Annotated in this window: 15 protein-coding genes; 10 read left to right on the top strand and 5 right to left on the bottom strand. The window is 58.8% G+C overall.

Annotated elements, in window-relative coordinates; translation table 11 throughout:
- Window position 1: 1 nt before the first annotated feature.
- Together AC1V0D_RS18055 and ugpQ are read left to right on the top strand one after the other, a co-directional pair.
- Window positions 2-1,075: a sn-glycerol-3-phosphate import ATP-binding protein UgpC gene (locus tag AC1V0D_RS18055; RefSeq protein ID WP_325974866.1), complete on the top strand. Its 1,074-nt coding sequence runs from the start codon at window positions 2-4 to the stop codon at window positions 1,073-1,075.
- A complete protein-coding gene (ugpQ, locus tag AC1V0D_RS18050; RefSeq protein WP_140925634.1) occupies window positions 1,072-1,815 on the top strand; it encodes a glycerophosphodiester phosphodiesterase in 744 nt (247 codons plus the stop codon). Before AC1V0D_RS18055 ends, ugpQ begins: the two co-directional genes overlap by 4 nt.
- Here the strand turns inward: ugpQ and AC1V0D_RS18045 are convergent.
- Entirely contained in the window at window positions 1,812-2,099 is a 288-nt protein-coding gene (locus tag AC1V0D_RS18045) for a DUF2756 domain-containing protein (RefSeq protein WP_009087771.1), read from the bottom strand. The two genes, ugpQ and AC1V0D_RS18045, sit on opposite strands and share 4 nt — an antisense overlap.
- A gap of 206 nt (window positions 2,100-2,305) precedes the next feature.
- On the opposite strand from AC1V0D_RS18045, the gene ggt reads away from it, so the two are divergent.
- Window positions 2,306-4,057 (top strand): gamma-glutamyltransferase, encoded by a 1,752-nt coding sequence (ggt, locus tag AC1V0D_RS18040; protein WP_482907843.1) that lies wholly within the window; start codon window positions 2,306-2,308, stop codon window positions 4,055-4,057.
- A 237-nt stretch (window positions 4,058-4,294) separates the two neighbouring features.
- Here the strand turns inward: ggt and AC1V0D_RS18035 are convergent, their stop codons facing one another.
- Window positions 4,295-4,789, bottom strand: a complete 495-nt coding sequence (locus tag AC1V0D_RS18035; RefSeq protein WP_482907842.1) for a GNAT family N-acetyltransferase — start codon at window positions 4,787-4,789, stop codon at window positions 4,295-4,297.
- Window positions 4,790-5,139: 350 nt separating this feature from the next.
- Between AC1V0D_RS18035 and AC1V0D_RS18030 the strand changes: the two genes are divergently transcribed.
- The 4 genes from AC1V0D_RS18030 (at window position 5,140) to gntU (ending at window position 8,954) form a co-directional block, all read left to right on the top strand.
- On the top strand, window positions 5,140-5,835 hold the full coding sequence (locus AC1V0D_RS18030) for a pirin family protein (protein ID WP_009087765.1): 696 nt from the start codon (window positions 5,140-5,142) through the stop codon (window positions 5,833-5,835).
- A 103-nt stretch (window positions 5,836-5,938) separates the two neighbouring features.
- The gene (gntR, locus tag AC1V0D_RS18025) at window positions 5,939-6,934 is read left to right on the top strand and encodes a gluconate operon transcriptional repressor GntR (protein ID WP_009087763.1); all 996 of its coding nucleotides are present in this window, start codon (window positions 5,939-5,941) and stop codon (window positions 6,932-6,934) included.
- A gap of 140 nt (window positions 6,935-7,074) precedes the next feature.
- Entirely contained in the window at window positions 7,075-7,611 is a 537-nt protein-coding gene (gene gntK, locus AC1V0D_RS18020; RefSeq protein ID WP_009087761.1) for a gluconokinase, read from the top strand.
- A gap of 2 nt (window positions 7,612-7,613) precedes the next feature.
- Window positions 7,614-8,954 carry a gluconate transporter gene (gene gntU / locus AC1V0D_RS18015; RefSeq protein ID WP_058956969.1) on the top strand — a complete coding sequence of 447 codons (1,341 nt, stop codon included), beginning with the start codon at window positions 7,614-7,616 and terminating at the stop codon, window positions 8,952-8,954.
- A gap of 190 nt (window positions 8,955-9,144) precedes the next feature.
- On the opposite strand, the gene AC1V0D_RS18010 is transcribed toward gntU, so the two are convergent.
- Together AC1V0D_RS18010 and AC1V0D_RS18005 are read right to left on the bottom strand one after the other, a co-directional pair.
- On the bottom strand, window positions 9,145-9,654 hold the full coding sequence (locus tag AC1V0D_RS18010; protein ID WP_482907841.1) for a hypothetical protein: 510 nt from the start codon (window positions 9,652-9,654) through the stop codon (window positions 9,145-9,147).
- A 143-nt stretch (window positions 9,655-9,797) separates the two neighbouring features.
- On the bottom strand, window positions 9,798-10,391 hold the full coding sequence (locus AC1V0D_RS18005) for a YhgN family NAAT transporter (protein WP_009087757.1): 594 nt from the start codon (window positions 10,389-10,391) through the stop codon (window positions 9,798-9,800).
- Window positions 10,392-10,608: 217 nt separating this feature from the next.
- Between AC1V0D_RS18005 and asd the strand changes: the two genes are divergently transcribed.
- Window positions 10,609-11,718: an aspartate-semialdehyde dehydrogenase gene (gene asd, locus AC1V0D_RS18000; protein WP_009087755.1), complete on the top strand. Its 1,110-nt coding sequence runs from the start codon at window positions 10,609-10,611 to the stop codon at window positions 11,716-11,718.
- Between the two features lie 101 nt (window positions 11,719-11,819).
- On the opposite strand, the gene AC1V0D_RS17995 is transcribed toward asd, so the two are convergent.
- Complete coding sequence (locus AC1V0D_RS17995) at window positions 11,820-11,960, bottom strand: hypothetical protein (protein WP_160297543.1); 141 nt, start codon at window positions 11,958-11,960, stop codon at window positions 11,820-11,822.
- A 118-nt stretch (window positions 11,961-12,078) separates the two neighbouring features.
- On the opposite strand from AC1V0D_RS17995, the gene glgB reads away from it, so the two are divergent.
- On the top strand, window positions 12,079-14,262 hold the full coding sequence (glgB, locus tag AC1V0D_RS17990) for a 1,4-alpha-glucan branching enzyme (protein ID WP_009087753.1): 2,184 nt from the start codon (window positions 12,079-12,081) through the stop codon (window positions 14,260-14,262).
- Entirely contained in the window at window positions 14,259-16,241 is a 1,983-nt protein-coding gene (glgX, locus tag AC1V0D_RS17985; RefSeq protein ID WP_426607727.1) for a glycogen debranching protein GlgX, read from the top strand. Before glgB ends, glgX begins: the two co-directional genes overlap by 4 nt.
- Window positions 16,242-16,247 lie beyond the last annotated feature (6 nt).

The raw sequence follows: 16,247 nt of genomic DNA, 5'->3' as shown, positions 1-16,247 counted from the left end.
GATGGCAGGCGTAACCCTTCAGGCAGTGACCAAATCCTATGACGGTAAAAATCAGATCATTCAGCCGCTGAACGTCACCATCCACGACGGCGAATTTATGGTGATGGTCGGCCCTTCCGGCTGCGGAAAATCGACCCTGCTGCGCATGGTGGCCGGTCTGGAGCGGGTCAGCTCCGGCGATATCTACATCGATAACCGGCGCGTCACCCAGGAGGAGCCGAAAGATCGTGGCATCGCGATGGTGTTCCAGAACTATGCACTCTATCCCCACATGTCGGTAGAGGAGAACATGGCGTATGGCCTCAAAATTCGCGGCATGGGCAAAGAGCAGATTCGTCAGCGGGTGCTCGACGCGGCGCGCAGTCTGGAGCTGGATCATCTGCTGACGCGGCGGCCGCGGGAGCTCTCCGGCGGACAGCGTCAGCGCGTGGCGATGGGCCGCGCTATCGTGCGCGAACCGGCGGTCTTTCTGTTTGATGAGCCGCTGTCGAATCTCGACGCCCGTCTGCGGGTGCAGATGCGGCTGGAGTTGCAGCAGCTGCATCGCCGCCTGCAGACCACCAGCCTCTATGTGACGCACGACCAGGTTGAGGCGATGACGCTGGCGCAGCGGGTGATGGTGATGAATAAAGGGGTGGTCGAGCAGCTTGGCACCCCGGTGGAGATCTATGAGCGTCCCGCCAGCCAGTTCGTCGCCGCGTTTATCGGCGCTCCTGCCATGAACCTGCTGAAAGGGCAGTTCAGCAGCGACGGGTCGCGCTTTAATCTCGACGCCTCGCACGCGCTGCCGCTGAGCGAGAGCAGGGCGAAATGGGCTGGCCGGCCGGTGGTGCTGGGTATCCGGCCAGAGCATATCCGGCAAAGCAGCCGCGAGCAGGGCGGCATCCCGCTGCGGGTGGACACACTGGAGATGCTGGGTGCCGATAATCTGGCCCATGGCCGCATCGGCGACACGCCGCTGGTGGTACGCTTAGCCCACAGTGAACGGCCGGAACCCGGCACGACGCTGTGGCTGCATCTGCCGTCAGATGCGTTACACTTCTTCGATTCAACCCATGGAAAGCGTCTGGAATGAGCACACAACACTGGCCCTATCCCCGCATCGTCGCTCACCGCGGCGGCGGTAAACTGGCACCGGAAAATACTCTGGCAGCCATCGACACCGGCGCGAAGTTTGGACATCAGATGATTGAATTTGATGTCAAACTCTCGGCCGATGCGCAGATTTTTCTGCTGCACGACGATACGCTGGATCGCACCAGTAACGGCTGGGGCGTGGCGGGTCAGCTGCCGTGGGAAAAGTTATCGCAGCTTGATGCGGGCGGCTGGTTTGGCAACGCCTTCTCGGGCGAAAAGCTGGCGCGGCTGGATCAGGTGGCGGCGCGCTGCCGTCAGCATCAGATGATGGCCAACATCGAAATCAAACCCACCACCGGCAGCGAGACCGAAACCGGCCGTGCCGTGGCGCAGGCCGCGGCAATGCTGTGGCAGGATCAGACCGCGCCGCTGCTCTCGTCGTTCTCTTTTGAGGCGCTGGAAGCCGCCATGCAGGCAGAGCCGCAGCTGCCGCGAGGGCTGCTGTCGCACAGCTGGGACCCGCAGTGGCGGGAAAAGACCACGGCGCTGGCGTGCGTCTCCATCCACCTCAACCATAAAGTGCTGACCGCGGAGCGGGTTGCCGAGCTGAAAAGCGCGGACCTGAAGATTCTGGTCTACACCGTGAACAGTCCGGATCGGGCGCGGGAGTTACTGAAATGGGGCGTCGATGCCATCTGTACCGACGCAATCGACATCATCGGCCCCGACTTCGGTTAGTTCTGATTTGAATTCTGATTCTGCTGCCCCGGCTGCGTGGTGATTACCCGCTGCCGGGCGCTGTCGCGCTGTTCCTGCATTTTACGCTGCATATCCTGAGTCTGACGCTGCTGATCCTGGCGCAGCTTCAGCTGTTGCTGCTGCTGCTGGGTCTGCATCTGTGACTGCATCCGCTGCTGGCTGGGATTATAGCCCGGCCGGTTCGGGTCATTAGTGCTGTTCAGCGTATTCGCCTGGCTGGCGAAAGGCAGCAGGGCGGCTAAAACAATCATCCACTTTTTCATCACTCCTCCTTTCTGAACGCCACAGGGTTATGGGTGCACAACGGCGCACACCGGCTTCTGGGTCGCAACCATAAGTTTACCCGATATCACAGACCTGACCTTCAGATGTATTCCTGATTTGACTTAACCCTGACACTTTTGCTGTATTTGTAAGCACTTGCAGAAATGATAAAAAAATGTAAATAACAACACGGGATGGTGACAGGATGAAAATGCAGCAAACGGTGCGTCAGCTTAGCTGCTCGCTGGTGATGAGTTTTACCGTCGTGGCGGGCGCTAATGCCGCGCCGACGCAGGCGCCGCCCGTCTCCTATGGCGTGGACAGCGACACGTTTCACCCGGTCAAAGCGCAGCACGGCATGGTGGCGTCGGTAGACGCGATGGCGACCCAGGTCGGCGTAGAGATTCTGCGTCAGGGCGGTAATGCCGTTGACGCCGCCGTCGCCGTGGGTTTTGCGCTGGCGGTCACCCACCCGCAGGCGGGCAACCTTGGCGGAGGCGGCTTTATGCTGCTGCGTACCGCCTCGGGCCGTGCCACCGCCATCGATTTCCGTGAAATGGCACCGGGTCGGGCATCGCGCGATATGTTTCTGGATAAGCAGGGCAATGCCGACAGCAAGCTGTCGCTGACCTCACATCTCGCGTCCGGTACCCCCGGCACCGTAGCGGGTCTGGCGCTGGCCGCACACAAATATGGCACTCTGCCGCTGAGCACCCTGCTGGCACCGGCTATCCGGCTGGCGCGGGATGGCATTCCGGTTAACGATGCGCTGGCCGATGACCTGAAAACCTACGGCAAAGAGGTGCTGATCACCCATCCCAACAGCAAGGCGATCTTCTACAAGCCAGACGGCACACCGTGGCAGAAGGGCGATCGGCTGGTGCAGAAGAATCTCGCTCACAGCCTGCAACTGATCGCCCGTCAGGGGCCGGATGCCTTTTATAAAGGCGAAATTGCGGATGAGATCGCCGGAGAGATGGCTCAGCACGGCGGGCTGATCACCAAAGCGGATCTGGCGGCCTATCGTGCCGTCGAGCGCAAGCCGATTAGCGGCACCTACCGTGGCTATGAGGTCTTCTCCATGCCACCGCCGTCGTCCGGGGGCATTCACATCGTGCAGATCCTCAATATTCTGGAGAATTTCGATCTGGCGAAGATGGGCTTTGGCAGTGCGGATGCCATGCAGGTGATGGCGGAAGCGGAAAAATATGCCTACGCCGACCGCTCAGAGTATCTCGGCGATCCCGATTTCGTGAAGGTGCCGTGGCAGGCGCTGACCAGTAAAGCCTACGCTAAGACGCTGGCGCAGCAGATCGATGTGGCGAAAGCGCGCCCCTCAAGCGAGATCAAGCCGGGTAAACTCGACCCCTACGAAAGCAACCAGACCACCCACTTCTCGGTGGTGGATAAGCAGGGGAATGCGGTTGCGGTGACCTATACGCTGAACACCTATTTCGGCAGCGGCATTGTGGCAGGCAAGAGCGGCATTCTGATGAACAACGAGATGGATGATTTCTCTGCTAAACCCGGAACGCCTAATGTCTATGGGCTGGTGGGCGGTGAAGCGAATGCGGTGCAGCCAGCGAAACGCCCGCTGTCGTCGATGTCGCCGACTATCGTGGCCAAAGGGGGCAAAACCTGGCTGGTGACCGGCAGCCCGGGCGGCAGCCGCATTATCACCACCGTGCTGCAGATGGTGGTTAACAGCATCGATTTTGGCATGAACGTGGCGGAAGCGACTAACGCACCGCGGTTCCACCATCAGTGGCTGCCGGACCAGTTGCGGGTAGAGAAGGGCTTCAGTCCGGACACGCTGCGTCTGCTGGAAGCCAGAGGTCAGCATGTGAAGGTGCTGCCTGCGATGGGCAGTACCCAGAGCATCATGATTGGGCCGGATGGCATGCTGTATGGCGCGTCTGACCCGCGCAGCATCGATGATTTAAGTGCGGGTTACTGATACAAACCTGACCCAGGTGAATCTGACAGCAATAAATAAGCTTAACGCGCAGGGAGCGGGGTCAGAAGAGGAAAGCGTCCCGCGCCAGGACGGCGCGGGCCGAGCGTGTCATGGATGACGGCTTTTGCGTCTTTCCGATCTGACCCCGTTTCCTGTGCAGGCGCTGACTGACAGCGAAACGTGCCAGGGTTTTCAGCACAAAGGGCACCAGCAGGTGCCCTTTTTCATCATCACAGGTCAGGGTTTAATCCGCGCCATGTAGTACGCATCGATGAGTTCACCGTGCCGTATAGCGAACTCGCGCGCCGTTCCCTCAATCTCAAAACCAAATCGCTGATAAAGGGCGATGGCCGGCGCATTGTCGACGAACACCGTCAGCTCCATTCGGTTCACCTGAAGCCAGTTATCACACATGGCGACCATTTCACGCATCAGTGCGCTGCCGACGCTCCGCTGCCGGTAACGCGCATCCACCCCCATTCCCAGTGAAGCGGCGTGACGGCGTCTGGGGCGCTCTTCTACTTTTAACGCGCTTTGCCCGACAACCTCATCATCAATGCAGGCAGCCAGCAGGTATGAATGGGGCTGAGGCGTGGCGAGGCGGGTATGCCACCCCTGCAGGGATGAATGGGGCAGGTGGAGGGTGCCAGCCTGGGTATCGGGCTGGCTGTAAATCCGGTGCAGTGCAGCAGCATCTTCAGGTATAACGTGCCGGACAACGATTTCACTCATGGTCGCTCCTTTCGCCGTTAAAAACCTTTTAAACATCAAGGTATTCAATCCGTTAATCAAGTGAAAAAGTGCGAAAACCGCTTTACAGACGCGAATGATAATGATTATTATTGTCATGCGTTCCCGGGAGGTCGCCCGACAGCCTGAGAAAGCACGACATTGCTCACATTGCTTCCAGTATTATTTAGCCAGCCAGGGCGCTGGCTTTTTTTTTGCCCGCTCTCCTTCAGCCTTTTTCAGCCACTGCGCAACCCTTGTTCAACTATTTTGAACAGAGGAGTGAAGTTTTTCAGCTATCAATCAGACCGTCTCAGGCACAGACTATGAAAAAACATTGAGGAGATCTGAAAATGATTTATGTACGCAAAGCTGAAGAACGCGGTCACGCAAACCACGGCTGGCTCGATAGCTGGCACACCTTCTCATTCGCCAACTATTACGACGCGAACTTCATGGGCTTCTCCGCGCTGCGGGTGATTAATGAAGACGTGATCGACGGCGGTCAGGGGTTTGGTACCCACCCGCATAAAGATATGGAAATCCTGACCTACGTGCTCTCCGGTACGGTTGAGCATCAGGACAGCATGGGCAACAAAGAGCAGATCCCGGCAGGGGAGTTCCAGATCATGAGCGCCGGTACTGGCGTGCGTCACTCGGAGTACAACGCCAGCGAAAGCGAACCGTTGCACCTCTATCAGATCTGGATCATTCCTGAGCGTACCGGCATTGAGCCGCGCTACGATCAGCGCCGCTTCCCGGATGTGCAGGGACGTCAGCTGGTGCTCAGCCCGGATGCCCGTGAAGGGTCGCTGAAAGTCTATCAGGACATGACTCTGTCGCGCTGGGTACTGGGTGCCGGTGAACAGGATAACGTGGCGATTGAGCCCGGTCGTCGCATCTGGATCCAGGTCGTCAAAGGCAACGTGAGCGTAAACGGTAACGCGGTGACCACCAGCGATGCCCTCGCCATCTGGGATGAAAGCGCGCTTACGCTGGAAGCCAGCACGGCCGCAGAAGTTCTGCTGTTTGATCTGCCACCGGTCTGAGAAAACTGACGGGCGCACCCCGGTGCGCCCCGCTGGCAATTTTGTGACAGAAAAGTGATAGACTCATCGTACTTTAGCTTTCAGGGCGATCCCAGGCGCTACGATGAAGAAGAAAAGACCGGTATTACAGGACGTTGCCGATCGCGTCGGCATTACCAAGATGACCGTCAGCCGCTACCTGCGCAATCCTGAGCAGGTTTCTGTTGCCCTGCGGGATAAGATCGCGGTGGCACTGGATGAGCTGGGTTATATCCCTAATCGCGCCCCCGATATGCTTTCGAACGCCACCAGCCGTGCGATTGGCGTGCTGCTGCCGTCACTGACCAACCAGGTCTTTGCTGACGTTCTGCGCGGCATTGAAGCCGTCACGGATGAAGCGAACTACCAGACGCTCGTCGCCCACTTTGGTTACAACCCACAGAAAGAGGAGCTGCAACTGCGCTCACTGCTGGGCTGGAACATTGATGGGGTGATCCTTACCGAACGCACCCATACCCCGGGCACGCTGCGCATGCTGGAAGTGGCGGGCATCCCGGTCATCGAGATGATGGACAGCGTTACGCCCTGCCTGGACATGGCGGTCGGCTTTGATAACGTCGAAGCGGCCCGGCAGATGACCCAGGCGATCCTCGGCAAAGGACATCGCCACACCGTTTATCTTGGCGCACGCCTGGATGAGCGTACCCTGCAGAAGCAGCGTGGTTACGAAATCGCGATGCGCGAAGCCGGGCTGACGCCGCGCAGCGTCATGATGGAAGATGCCTCTTCATTCAGTGCCGGTGGCGATCTGCTGCGTGAGGCGCAGCGTCTTTATCCTGAAACCGACAGCCTCTTCTGTACCAACGACGACCTGGCGGTCGGCGCGATGTTTGAGTGCCAGCGCCAGGGATTGCGGGTGCCCGATCAGATGGCGATTGCCGGTTTCCATGGTCACGATATCAGTCAGGTGGTGACGCCTCAGCTGGCTACGGTGCTGACGCCGCGTGATCGCATCGGGCGCGAAGCCGCAGCGCTGCTGCTGGCGCGCATCGCCGGTGAAAGCCGCGAAACGCGCATGCTCGACACCGGTTTTGCGATCAGTGAAGGCGGCAGCATCTGATTGTGGCGTTTTTATGAGTCAGCTCACACTTTGAGGCTTTTCCGGGTAAAAAGGTTGCCACGCTGTTAAGCGGCCAGGAGAATAAGAAACGACATTGTTATCGGTAACATTGGCAAATTCTCACCTGCCGGAGCAGAAAAATGACTACGCAATCCCCGTCGCATCACGTTTTTATCCTGATGGGCGTTTCAGGCAGCGGAAAGTCTGCCGTCGCCAATCAGGTCTCTCACCAGCTGAATACAGCCTTTCTTGACGGCGATTTTCTCCACCCCCGTGCCAACATTCTGAAGATGGCCGATGGTCACCCGCTGGATGACAACGATCGTCAGCCGTGGTTACAGGCCCTGAACGATGCCGCTTTTGCCATGCAGCGCACCCAGGCGATCTCCATCATTGTCTGCTCGGCCCTGAAGAAACGTTATCGCGACATTCTGCGTCAGGGAAATGACAACCTGCGTTTCATCTACCTGAAAGGGGACTTCGACACCATTGAAGCCCGCCTGAAAGCGCGCAAAGGGCACTTCTTCAAGCCGCAGATGCTGGTGACGCAGTTCGCAACGCTGGAAGCGCCAGGCAGCGACGAGCCGGATGTACTGGAAGTGGATATCACGCATTCACTGGATGAGGTTGTGGCGGCTACGGTTGCGACTATCCGGGACGCTATCAGTCAGGGTTAGAGATGAATACCGCAACACTCGTTTTGACCGCAGCAGGCTCCGTCCTGCTGCTGCTTTTTCTGGTGATGAAGGCGCGTATGCACGCCTTTGTCGCACTCATGTTAGTGTCAATCGGTGCCGGACTGTTCTCCGGCATGCCTCTGGATAAGATTGCGGACACCATGCAGAAGGGGATGGGCGGCACGCTCGGCTTCCTCGCTATCGTGGTGGCGCTGGGCGCGATGTTCGGCAAAATCCTGCATGAAACCGGGGCCGTGGATCAGATTGCTATCCGGATGCTGAAAACCTTTGGTCAGAGCCGTGCCCACTACGCCATGGGGATTGCCGGTCTGATCTGCGCGCTGCCGCTCTTCTTTGAGGTGGCTGTCGTGCTGTTGATCAGCATCGCTTTTGCCGTGGCGCGGCGAACCGGGGGCAATCTGGTGAAGCTGGTTATCCCGCTCTTTGCCGGGGTGGCCGCCGCCGCCGCGTTTCTGCTGCCGGGGCCGGCTCCGATGCTGCTGGCTTCACAGATGCACGCTGACTTTGGCTGGATGATCCTGCTGGGGCTGTGTGCGGCGATCCCCGGGATGCTGATTGCCGGGCCGCTGTTTGGCAATTTCATTGCGAAGCACGTCTCCTTCAGCGCCCCGCCGGAAGATCATCAGCCGGATGTCGATGAGAACCAGCTGCCCTCATTTGGCTTCAGCCTCTCTCTGATCCTGTTTCCGCTGGTGCTGGTCGGCCTGAAAACCATTGGCGCCCGCTTCACCACCGAAGGGACCTCGCTGTATGCGTGGCTGGAATTTATCGGCCATCCTTTCACCGCGATCCTGCTGGCGCTGCTGGTGGCGATTTATGGTCTGGCTTATCGTCAGGGCATGGATAAAGAGCGGGTGATGCAGGTGTGCGGCAGCGCGCTGCAACCGGCGGGGATTATCCTGCTGGTGATTGGCGCGGGCGGCGTGTTCAAGCAGGTGCTGGTGGACTCCGGTGTGGGTCCGGTGCTGGGTAACGCGCTGACCGGCGCGGGCCTGCCGATTGCGCTGGCCTGCTTTATCCTGTCAGGTGCGGTACGGGTCATTCAGGGGTCGGCAACGGTCGCCTGTCTGACCACGGTCGGGCTGATCATGCCGGTGATTGAACCGCTGCACTACAGCGGCGCGCAGCTGGCGGCGCTGTCGATCTGTATCGGCGGCGGCTCCATCATCATCAGTCATGTGAACGATGCCGGTTTCTGGCTGTTTGGCCGCTTTACCGGGGCCAGCGAAGCGGAAACGCTGAAGACATGGACGCTGATGGAGACGATTCTCGGCACGACCGGGGCTATCGTCGGTATGATTGCTTTCGCACTGCTTTCCTGACCAGCCTGACGGGCTCTCTGCCCGTCAGGTTTTTTCGCGCGAGCAGGGGAAGAGTAAAAACGGGAACAGCAGATAAGGCGCCACCATCAGAAGGAGAATGACGCCGCGTGAATAGCCAGCGTCATTTATTCTCCTCACCGCGCAGGAAAAAACCGGCAAAATAAACAGCAGCAGCGGGATTAAACCGGGTTCATGCCCACCTTCTTCTTATCAGAGCAAAAATAACCAGCGTGATGGCGGCGGAAGCCAGGTAAATCCAGGCAAAATCAGTGACGTCAATCTTCATCAACTGCACAGTATTTAACGCCGCTTTCCGGCCCGGGACAGAGAATAAGGTCAGGCCAGCTAAGCAAACGCTATTTGCCAGAAAGAATAGCGACTGAAAGGCGGTTTCTTTAGCCACGGACAGCAAGGCAATTTTCCTGAAGCTCCACCAGGCGACCAGATAAAACAGCAGCCAGAACAGCGCGCAGAGTAGCGGGGCAACCAGATAACTGCGCATCTCTGTGATCACCCCTGAATGGCCGCTGCTGGCATAGTGCAGGACAGCCTGAAAAGAGACGTAACCCGTTATCAGATAGAGCGCGCCGAAAAAAAACTGTAATAACAACCTCATGATATTTCCCTCCGGGTTTTCAGATGCTGCATCCGCTGCGGCAGCTTTTTTCCGGGCACCCTCACCCCTGTTTACTTTTTGCATCGTACTTTCTGGTGGCCATCGCGTCACCTTTATCGCCCTCAGACACTACAAAACGGGCATCTGAATGGCCATAACGACCGACCGGAATCGCTGCCTGAACAGGTTGCATGGTCGGCCTGTGGGGGTAAAGGATAACGGTGCGCTTATAACTTCAGATACGCGCGGATGCCGTCCAGGAACATCTGGGTCGCCAGCATAATCAGTATCAACCCCATCAGACGCTCCAGCGCGTTGACCCCTTTATCACCCAGCAGACGCAGGAACAGACCTGACATCAGCAGAATGCCGACCGTCACGCCCCAGGCGATCAACAGTGCGCCCACCAGGTGGGACATCTGATGTGGATACTGATGCGAGAGCAGCATCAGCGTCGCCAGCAGCGACGGCCCGGCGACCAGCGGAATCGCCAGCGGCACCAGGAACGGCTCTTCCCCTGCCGGTAAACCAGAGCTGCTGCTCTCGGCCGACGGGAAAATCATCTTGATGGCGATAAGAAACAGGATGACGCCGCCGGAAATCGACACCGTTTCGGTGCGCAGATTTAAAAAGGCCAGAATGCGCTCGCCGGTAAACAGAAACAGCAGCATGATAATCAGGGCGATCAGCATTTCGCGGATCAGCACCACCCGCCGCCGTTTCGGCTCCAGATGCTTTAAAACCGACATAAAAATCGGCAGATTGCCCAGCGGATCCATAATTAACAACAATAATATTGTCGCCGAAATCATTTCAGTCATTGGTTTAACGCCATCCCGTCCGCCAGAAAGCGGAGTTATTAGTTACGCTGCTGAAAAAGTTAGCGTAATCGAATTAATTCACTTGCCACCAGGCCTGCATTTTGTAGAGTGAGCAGACAGAGGTAAATCCTATTATTACGCAGAGCGGCGTGAACATAGCACGCCGCTCTCTCCACTGAAATGAAAGCAGGTGAAATCTGCCTGAGACGGACACGACATGAAGAATGTAGGTTTTGTTGGTTGGCGCGGTATGGTCGGCTCCGTGCTGATGTCCCGCATGAGCGAAGAGCGCGATTTTGATGCAATCAATCCGGTCTTCTTCTCGACGTCGCAGCATGGTCAGGCGGCTCCGTCGTTTGCGGGCAAGCAGCAGGGCGCACTGCAGGATGCCTTTGATCTTGAGGCGCTGCGTGCGCTGGACATCATTATCACCTGTCAGGGCGGCGACTACACCAGCGATGTCTATCCTAAGCTGCGCGCCAGCGGCTGGCAGGGCTACTGGATCGATGCGGCCTCGACGCTGCGCATGCAGGACGATGCCATCATCATCCTCGATCCGGTCAACCACGCGGTGATCCGTCAGGGCATCGACCAGGGCATCAAAACCTTCGTCGGCGGTAACTGCACCGTCAGCCTGATGCTGATGTCGCTGGGCGGCCTGTTCGCGCAGGACCTGGTGGAGTGGGCCTCTGTCGCCACCTATCAGGCGGCGTCAGGCGGCGGCGCGCGCCACATGCGTGAACTGCTGACCCAGATGGGCATGCTGCACGACCACGTTGCGCCTGCGCTGCAGAATCCGGCCTCAGCAATTCTCGACATCGAGCGCAGCGTGACCGACTTCACCCGTTCCGGCACTCTGCCGACCGATAACTTCGGCGTGCCGCTGGCAGGCAGTCTGATTCCGTGGATCGACAAACAGCTGGAGAATGGCCAGAGCCGCGAAGAGTGGAAAGGCCAGGCGGAGACCAACAAGATCCTCGCGACCCGCAACGTCATTCCGGTTGATGGCTTGTGCGTGCGTGTGGGTGCACTGCGCTGCCACAGCCAGGCGTTTACCCTGAAGCTGAAGCGCGATCTGCCGCTGTCTGAAATTGAACAGCTGCTGGCCTCTCATAACGAGTGGGTCAAAGTGGTGCCGAATGACCGCGAGCTGACGATGCGGGAACTGACCCCTGCGGCCGTGACCGGTACGCTGACCACGCCGGTTGGCCGTCTGCGCAAACTGAATATGGGGCCGGAGTATCTCTCCGCCTTCACGGTAGGCGACCAGCTGTTATGGGGCGCAGCCGAACCGCTGCGTCGCATGCTGCGGTTGTTAATCGACTAAGAAAAATATCGCCAAAGGCCGGATTTATCCGGCCTTTTTTTTGCTTTGCAGTACGTGAAACAACCTGCCGTTTCGCTTACTCAGTGATCAGCTTCCCCTTTTTAGCGGCCGGCAAAGAATATTTTGCTTTCAGCCATGGCAACTGCTGCGACCAAGCTATGATTTAACCATGATGTGCCACAGGTTTCGCTTTTGCTTTCCGGATTAAATGGTTGTGGTACACGGCAAAACACTTTTTCCATGGAATGGCCTGACAATTTTTTGCCGTCGTACGTATGGCTCAATGAAGAGCAGCGCAGATGACGCGCGACAGGCCGTGTCGCGAGCATCTCGGCTGCCAGTTATCACAGGAAGAAAGTCATGTCAGAGCTTCCCGATCGCGAGGCGATCAATGCCCTGTTTGCGGGTAATTATGCCGATCCTTTTTCGTTACTAGGGATGCACCGAACGCCACAAGGCCTTGAAGTCAGGGCGTTGCTCCCCGAAGCGCTTGAGGTGTGGGTCATTGAGACCTCTACCGGGCGCAAGCTGGCTCAACTGGCGTGTGAAGACGCACGCGGCTTCTTCAGCGGCGTGATCCCCCGCCGCAAAAATCCGTTCCGCTATCAGCTGGCGGTGAACTGGCACGGCCAGCAAAACCTGGTCGACGATGCCTATCGCTTTGGCCCGCTGCTGCAGGAGATGGATCTGTGGCTGCTGGCGGAAGGCACCCACCTGCGTCCGTATGAAACCCTGGGCGCGCATGGTGACGTGATTGATGGCGTGACCGGCACCCGCTTCTGTGTCTGGGCGCCCAACGCCCGTCGTGTTTCCGTCGTCGGCGATTTCAATTTCTGGGATGGCCGCCGTCACCCGATGCGTCTGCGCCAGGAGCTGGGCATCTGGGAGCTGTTTGTGCCGGGTGCGGTCAACGGTCAGCTCTACAAATATGAAATCATCGACGCCAATGGCGATCTGCGTATCAAAGCGGACCCTTACGCCTTCGAAGCGCAGATGCGCCCGGAAAGCGCCTCGATGATCTGCGGCCTGCCTGCGCCCGTTGAGATGAAAGCGGAGCGCAAGGCTGCCAACGGTTTCGATGCGCCGATCTCCATCTATGAAGTGCATCTGGGCTCCTGGCGTCGTCATACCGACAACAATTTCTGGCTGAGCTACAAAGAGCTGGCTGAACAGCTGGTGCCCTACGTCAAAGAGATGGGCTTTACCCATATCGAACTGCTGCCGATTAACGAACATCCGTTTGACGGCAGCTGGGGCTATCAGCCGCTGGGCATGTATGCACCGACCCGCCGTTTCGGAACCCGTGACGACTTCCGCGCCTTTATCGACAGCGCCCATGCTGCCGGCCTCAACGTCCTGCTCGACTGGGTACCGGGTCACTTCCCCAACGATGACTTCGGGCTGGCGCGCTTTGACGGCACCGAGCTCTATGAGCACAGCGATCCGCGAGAAGGCTACCATCAGGACTGGAACACCCTGATCTACAACTTTGGCCGCCGGGAAGTGAGTAACTACCTGTCGGGCAATGCGCTCTACTGGACAGAACGCTTTGGCATCGATGGCCTGCGCGTGGATGCCGTCGCCTCCATGATCTACCGCGACTACAGCCGCGTCGAAGGGCAGTGGGTGCCGAATCAGTATGGTGGCCGCGAGAACCTTGAGGCGATTGAGTTCCTGCAACACACCAACCGCACGCTCGGTACCGTGGCGTCCGGCGCGGTCACGATGGCGGAAGAGTCGACGGACTACCCTGGTGTAACGCGTCCGACAGAGGGCGGCGGGCTGGGCTTCTGGTTCAAATGGAACCTGGGCTGGATGCACGACACGCTCGACTACATGCAGGTCGATCCTATCTACCGCAAGCATCATCACAACCTGATGAGCTTCGGCATGATGTACAACTACACCGAAAACTTTGTGCTGCCGCTGTCGCACGACGAAGTGGTGCACGGCAAGCGCTCCATCCTCGACCGCATGCCGGGCGATGCCTGGCAGAAGTTCGCCAATCTGCGCGCCTATTACGGCTGGATGTGGGGCTTCCCCGGCAAGAAACTGCTGTTTATGGGCAACGAGTTTGCTCAGGGCCGCGAGTGGAACCACGATGTCAGCCTGGACTGGCATCTGCTGGAAGGCGGCGATAACTGGCATCACGGCGTGCAGCGTCTGGTGCGCGATCTCAACCACACCTATCAGTACTACACGCCGCTGCATCAGCTCGACTTCGATCCGGCAGGTTTTGAGTGGCTGGTGGTCAACGATGCGGAACATTCGGTCTTCGCCTTTGTACGTCGTGATCGCGAAGGTAACGAAATCATCGTCGTCAGTAACTTTACGCCGGTGCCGCGTCCGGGCTACCGCTTTGGGGTCAATCAGCCTGGCACCTGGCGCGAAGTGCTGAACACCGACCAGCATGAGTATCACGGCAGTGATGTGCGCAATCACAGGGTACATACCGATGAGCAGGAGAGTCACGGACGACCACAGTCGCTGAGCCTCAATCTGCCACCGCTGGCAACGGTATGGCTGGTGCGGGAGGGGGAATGACCATTACTGCCGGGGATCCCGAACCGCTGGGTGCCAGTTACGATGGCAAAGGCGTCAATTTCACCCTGTTTTCTCAGCATGCCGGGCGCGTCGAGCTCTGCCTGTTTGATGACGAGGGGCGTGAACAGCGTCTTGATCTGCCTGGCCGCAGCGGGGATATCTGGCATGGTTATGTTCCGGCGCTGAAGCCGGGGCAGCGTTACGGCTACCGGGTGCATGGCCCCTGGGCGCCGCAGCAGGGACACCGCTTTAATCCGGCGAAGCTGCTGGTCGATCCCTGCGCCCGCGCGGTTGAGGGCGACGTCCCGGATGACCCGCTGTTTCAGGGCGGCGAGGCGCAGCCCGATCCGCATGACAACGCAGCCATCGCGCCGAAGTCACGGGTGGTGGCGGAAGATTTCGACTGGCAGGACGATGTCGCCCCGCGCACGCCGTGGGGTAACACGGTGATTTACGAAGCGCACGTTCGCGGGCTGACGAAGCAGCATCCGGAAATTCCGGAAACGCTGCGCGGGACTTACGCGGCGCTGGGTCATCCTGTTATGGTGAACTACCTGCGCGATCTCGGCATCACGGCGCTGGAACTGCTGCCGGTGGCCCACTTTGCCAGCGAGCCGCGCCTGCTCCAGCTCGGCCTGAGTAACTACTGGGGCTACAACCCCTTTGCGCTCTGGGCGGTCGATCCGCGTTACGCCTCTGGTCAGCCAGGCGTCACGCCGCTGCAGGAATTTCAGCAGGCGGTAAAAAACCTGCACGCCGCCGGTATCGAAGTGCTGCTGGATGTGGTGTTCAACCACACCGCCGAACTGGATGAGATTGGCCCGACGATCTCGATGCGCGGCATCGACAACGCCAGCTACTACTGGCTGGATGAGCAGGGCGGCTATCAGAACTGGACCGGCTGCGGCAATACGCTGAATATCCACCATCCGCAGGTGATGGCGTGGACCCTGGAGGCGCTGCGCTACTGGGTGCGGGTCTGTCACGTTGATGGCTTCCGCTTTGACCTTGCGCCGGTGCTGGGCCGCACGCCCGATTACCGGCGTGATGCCCCTTTTTTCGATGCAATACGCGCCTGTCCGCTGCTCTCTCAGGTCAAGCTGATTGCTGAACCCTGGGATATCGGCCCTGACGGCTATCAGGTTGGCCGTTTTCCGCCACCCTTTGCCGAATGGAACGATCAGTTTCGCGACACCGCGCGTCGCTACTGGCTGCATGGCGCACTCAGCAACGGCGAGTTTGTCCGTCGCTTTGCCGCCTCCAGCGATCTCTACCAGCACGACGACCGGCCGCCCCACGCCACGGTTAACCTGATCACCGCGCATGACGGCTTTACGCTGTGGGACGTGGTGAGCTTCGAACGCAAACACAACGAAGCCAACGGGGAAGATAACCGCGACGGTCACGGCGATAACTACAGCCACAATCACGGCAAAGAGGGGCTGAACGTCAGTTTTGACGTCACGGAACGTCGCCGCCGTAGCGTGCGGGCACTGCTCACCACGCTGCTGCTGTCACAGGGCACGCCGATGCTGCTGGCGGGCGATGAGCGTGGCCACACGCAGCGCGGCAATAATAATGCTTACTGTCAGGACAACGCCCTCAGCTGGCTTGACTGGCAGGCGGATGAGAAGGGATTGGTCGGATTCACCGCCGCACTGATTCGTCTGCGCCAGCGCATTCCGGCGCTGACCGCGGATCGCTGGTGGCAGGAGGGTGATGGCAATGTGCAGTGGCTCAATGCCGGTGGCCAGCCACTGCAGCACGATGAATGGGCACAGGGGCTGCACAGATTGCAGATCCTGCTGTCTGGCCGCTGGTTAATAACAATAAACGCCACGGATACGGTGAATGACATCGTGTTACCAGACGGAGAATGGCGTGCCCTTCCTCCTTTCGCCGGGGACGACAACCCCATCCTGCTAACTGTCTGGCATGGTCCCGCACACGGTGTGTGCGTGTTCCAAAAGCAATCATAAGGAGTC

This window comes from Pantoea sp. PA1 (assembly GCF_056856975.1).
Note: the sequence above shows the minus strand (reverse complement) of the source record. Positions and strands in the feature narration are given on the sequence as shown.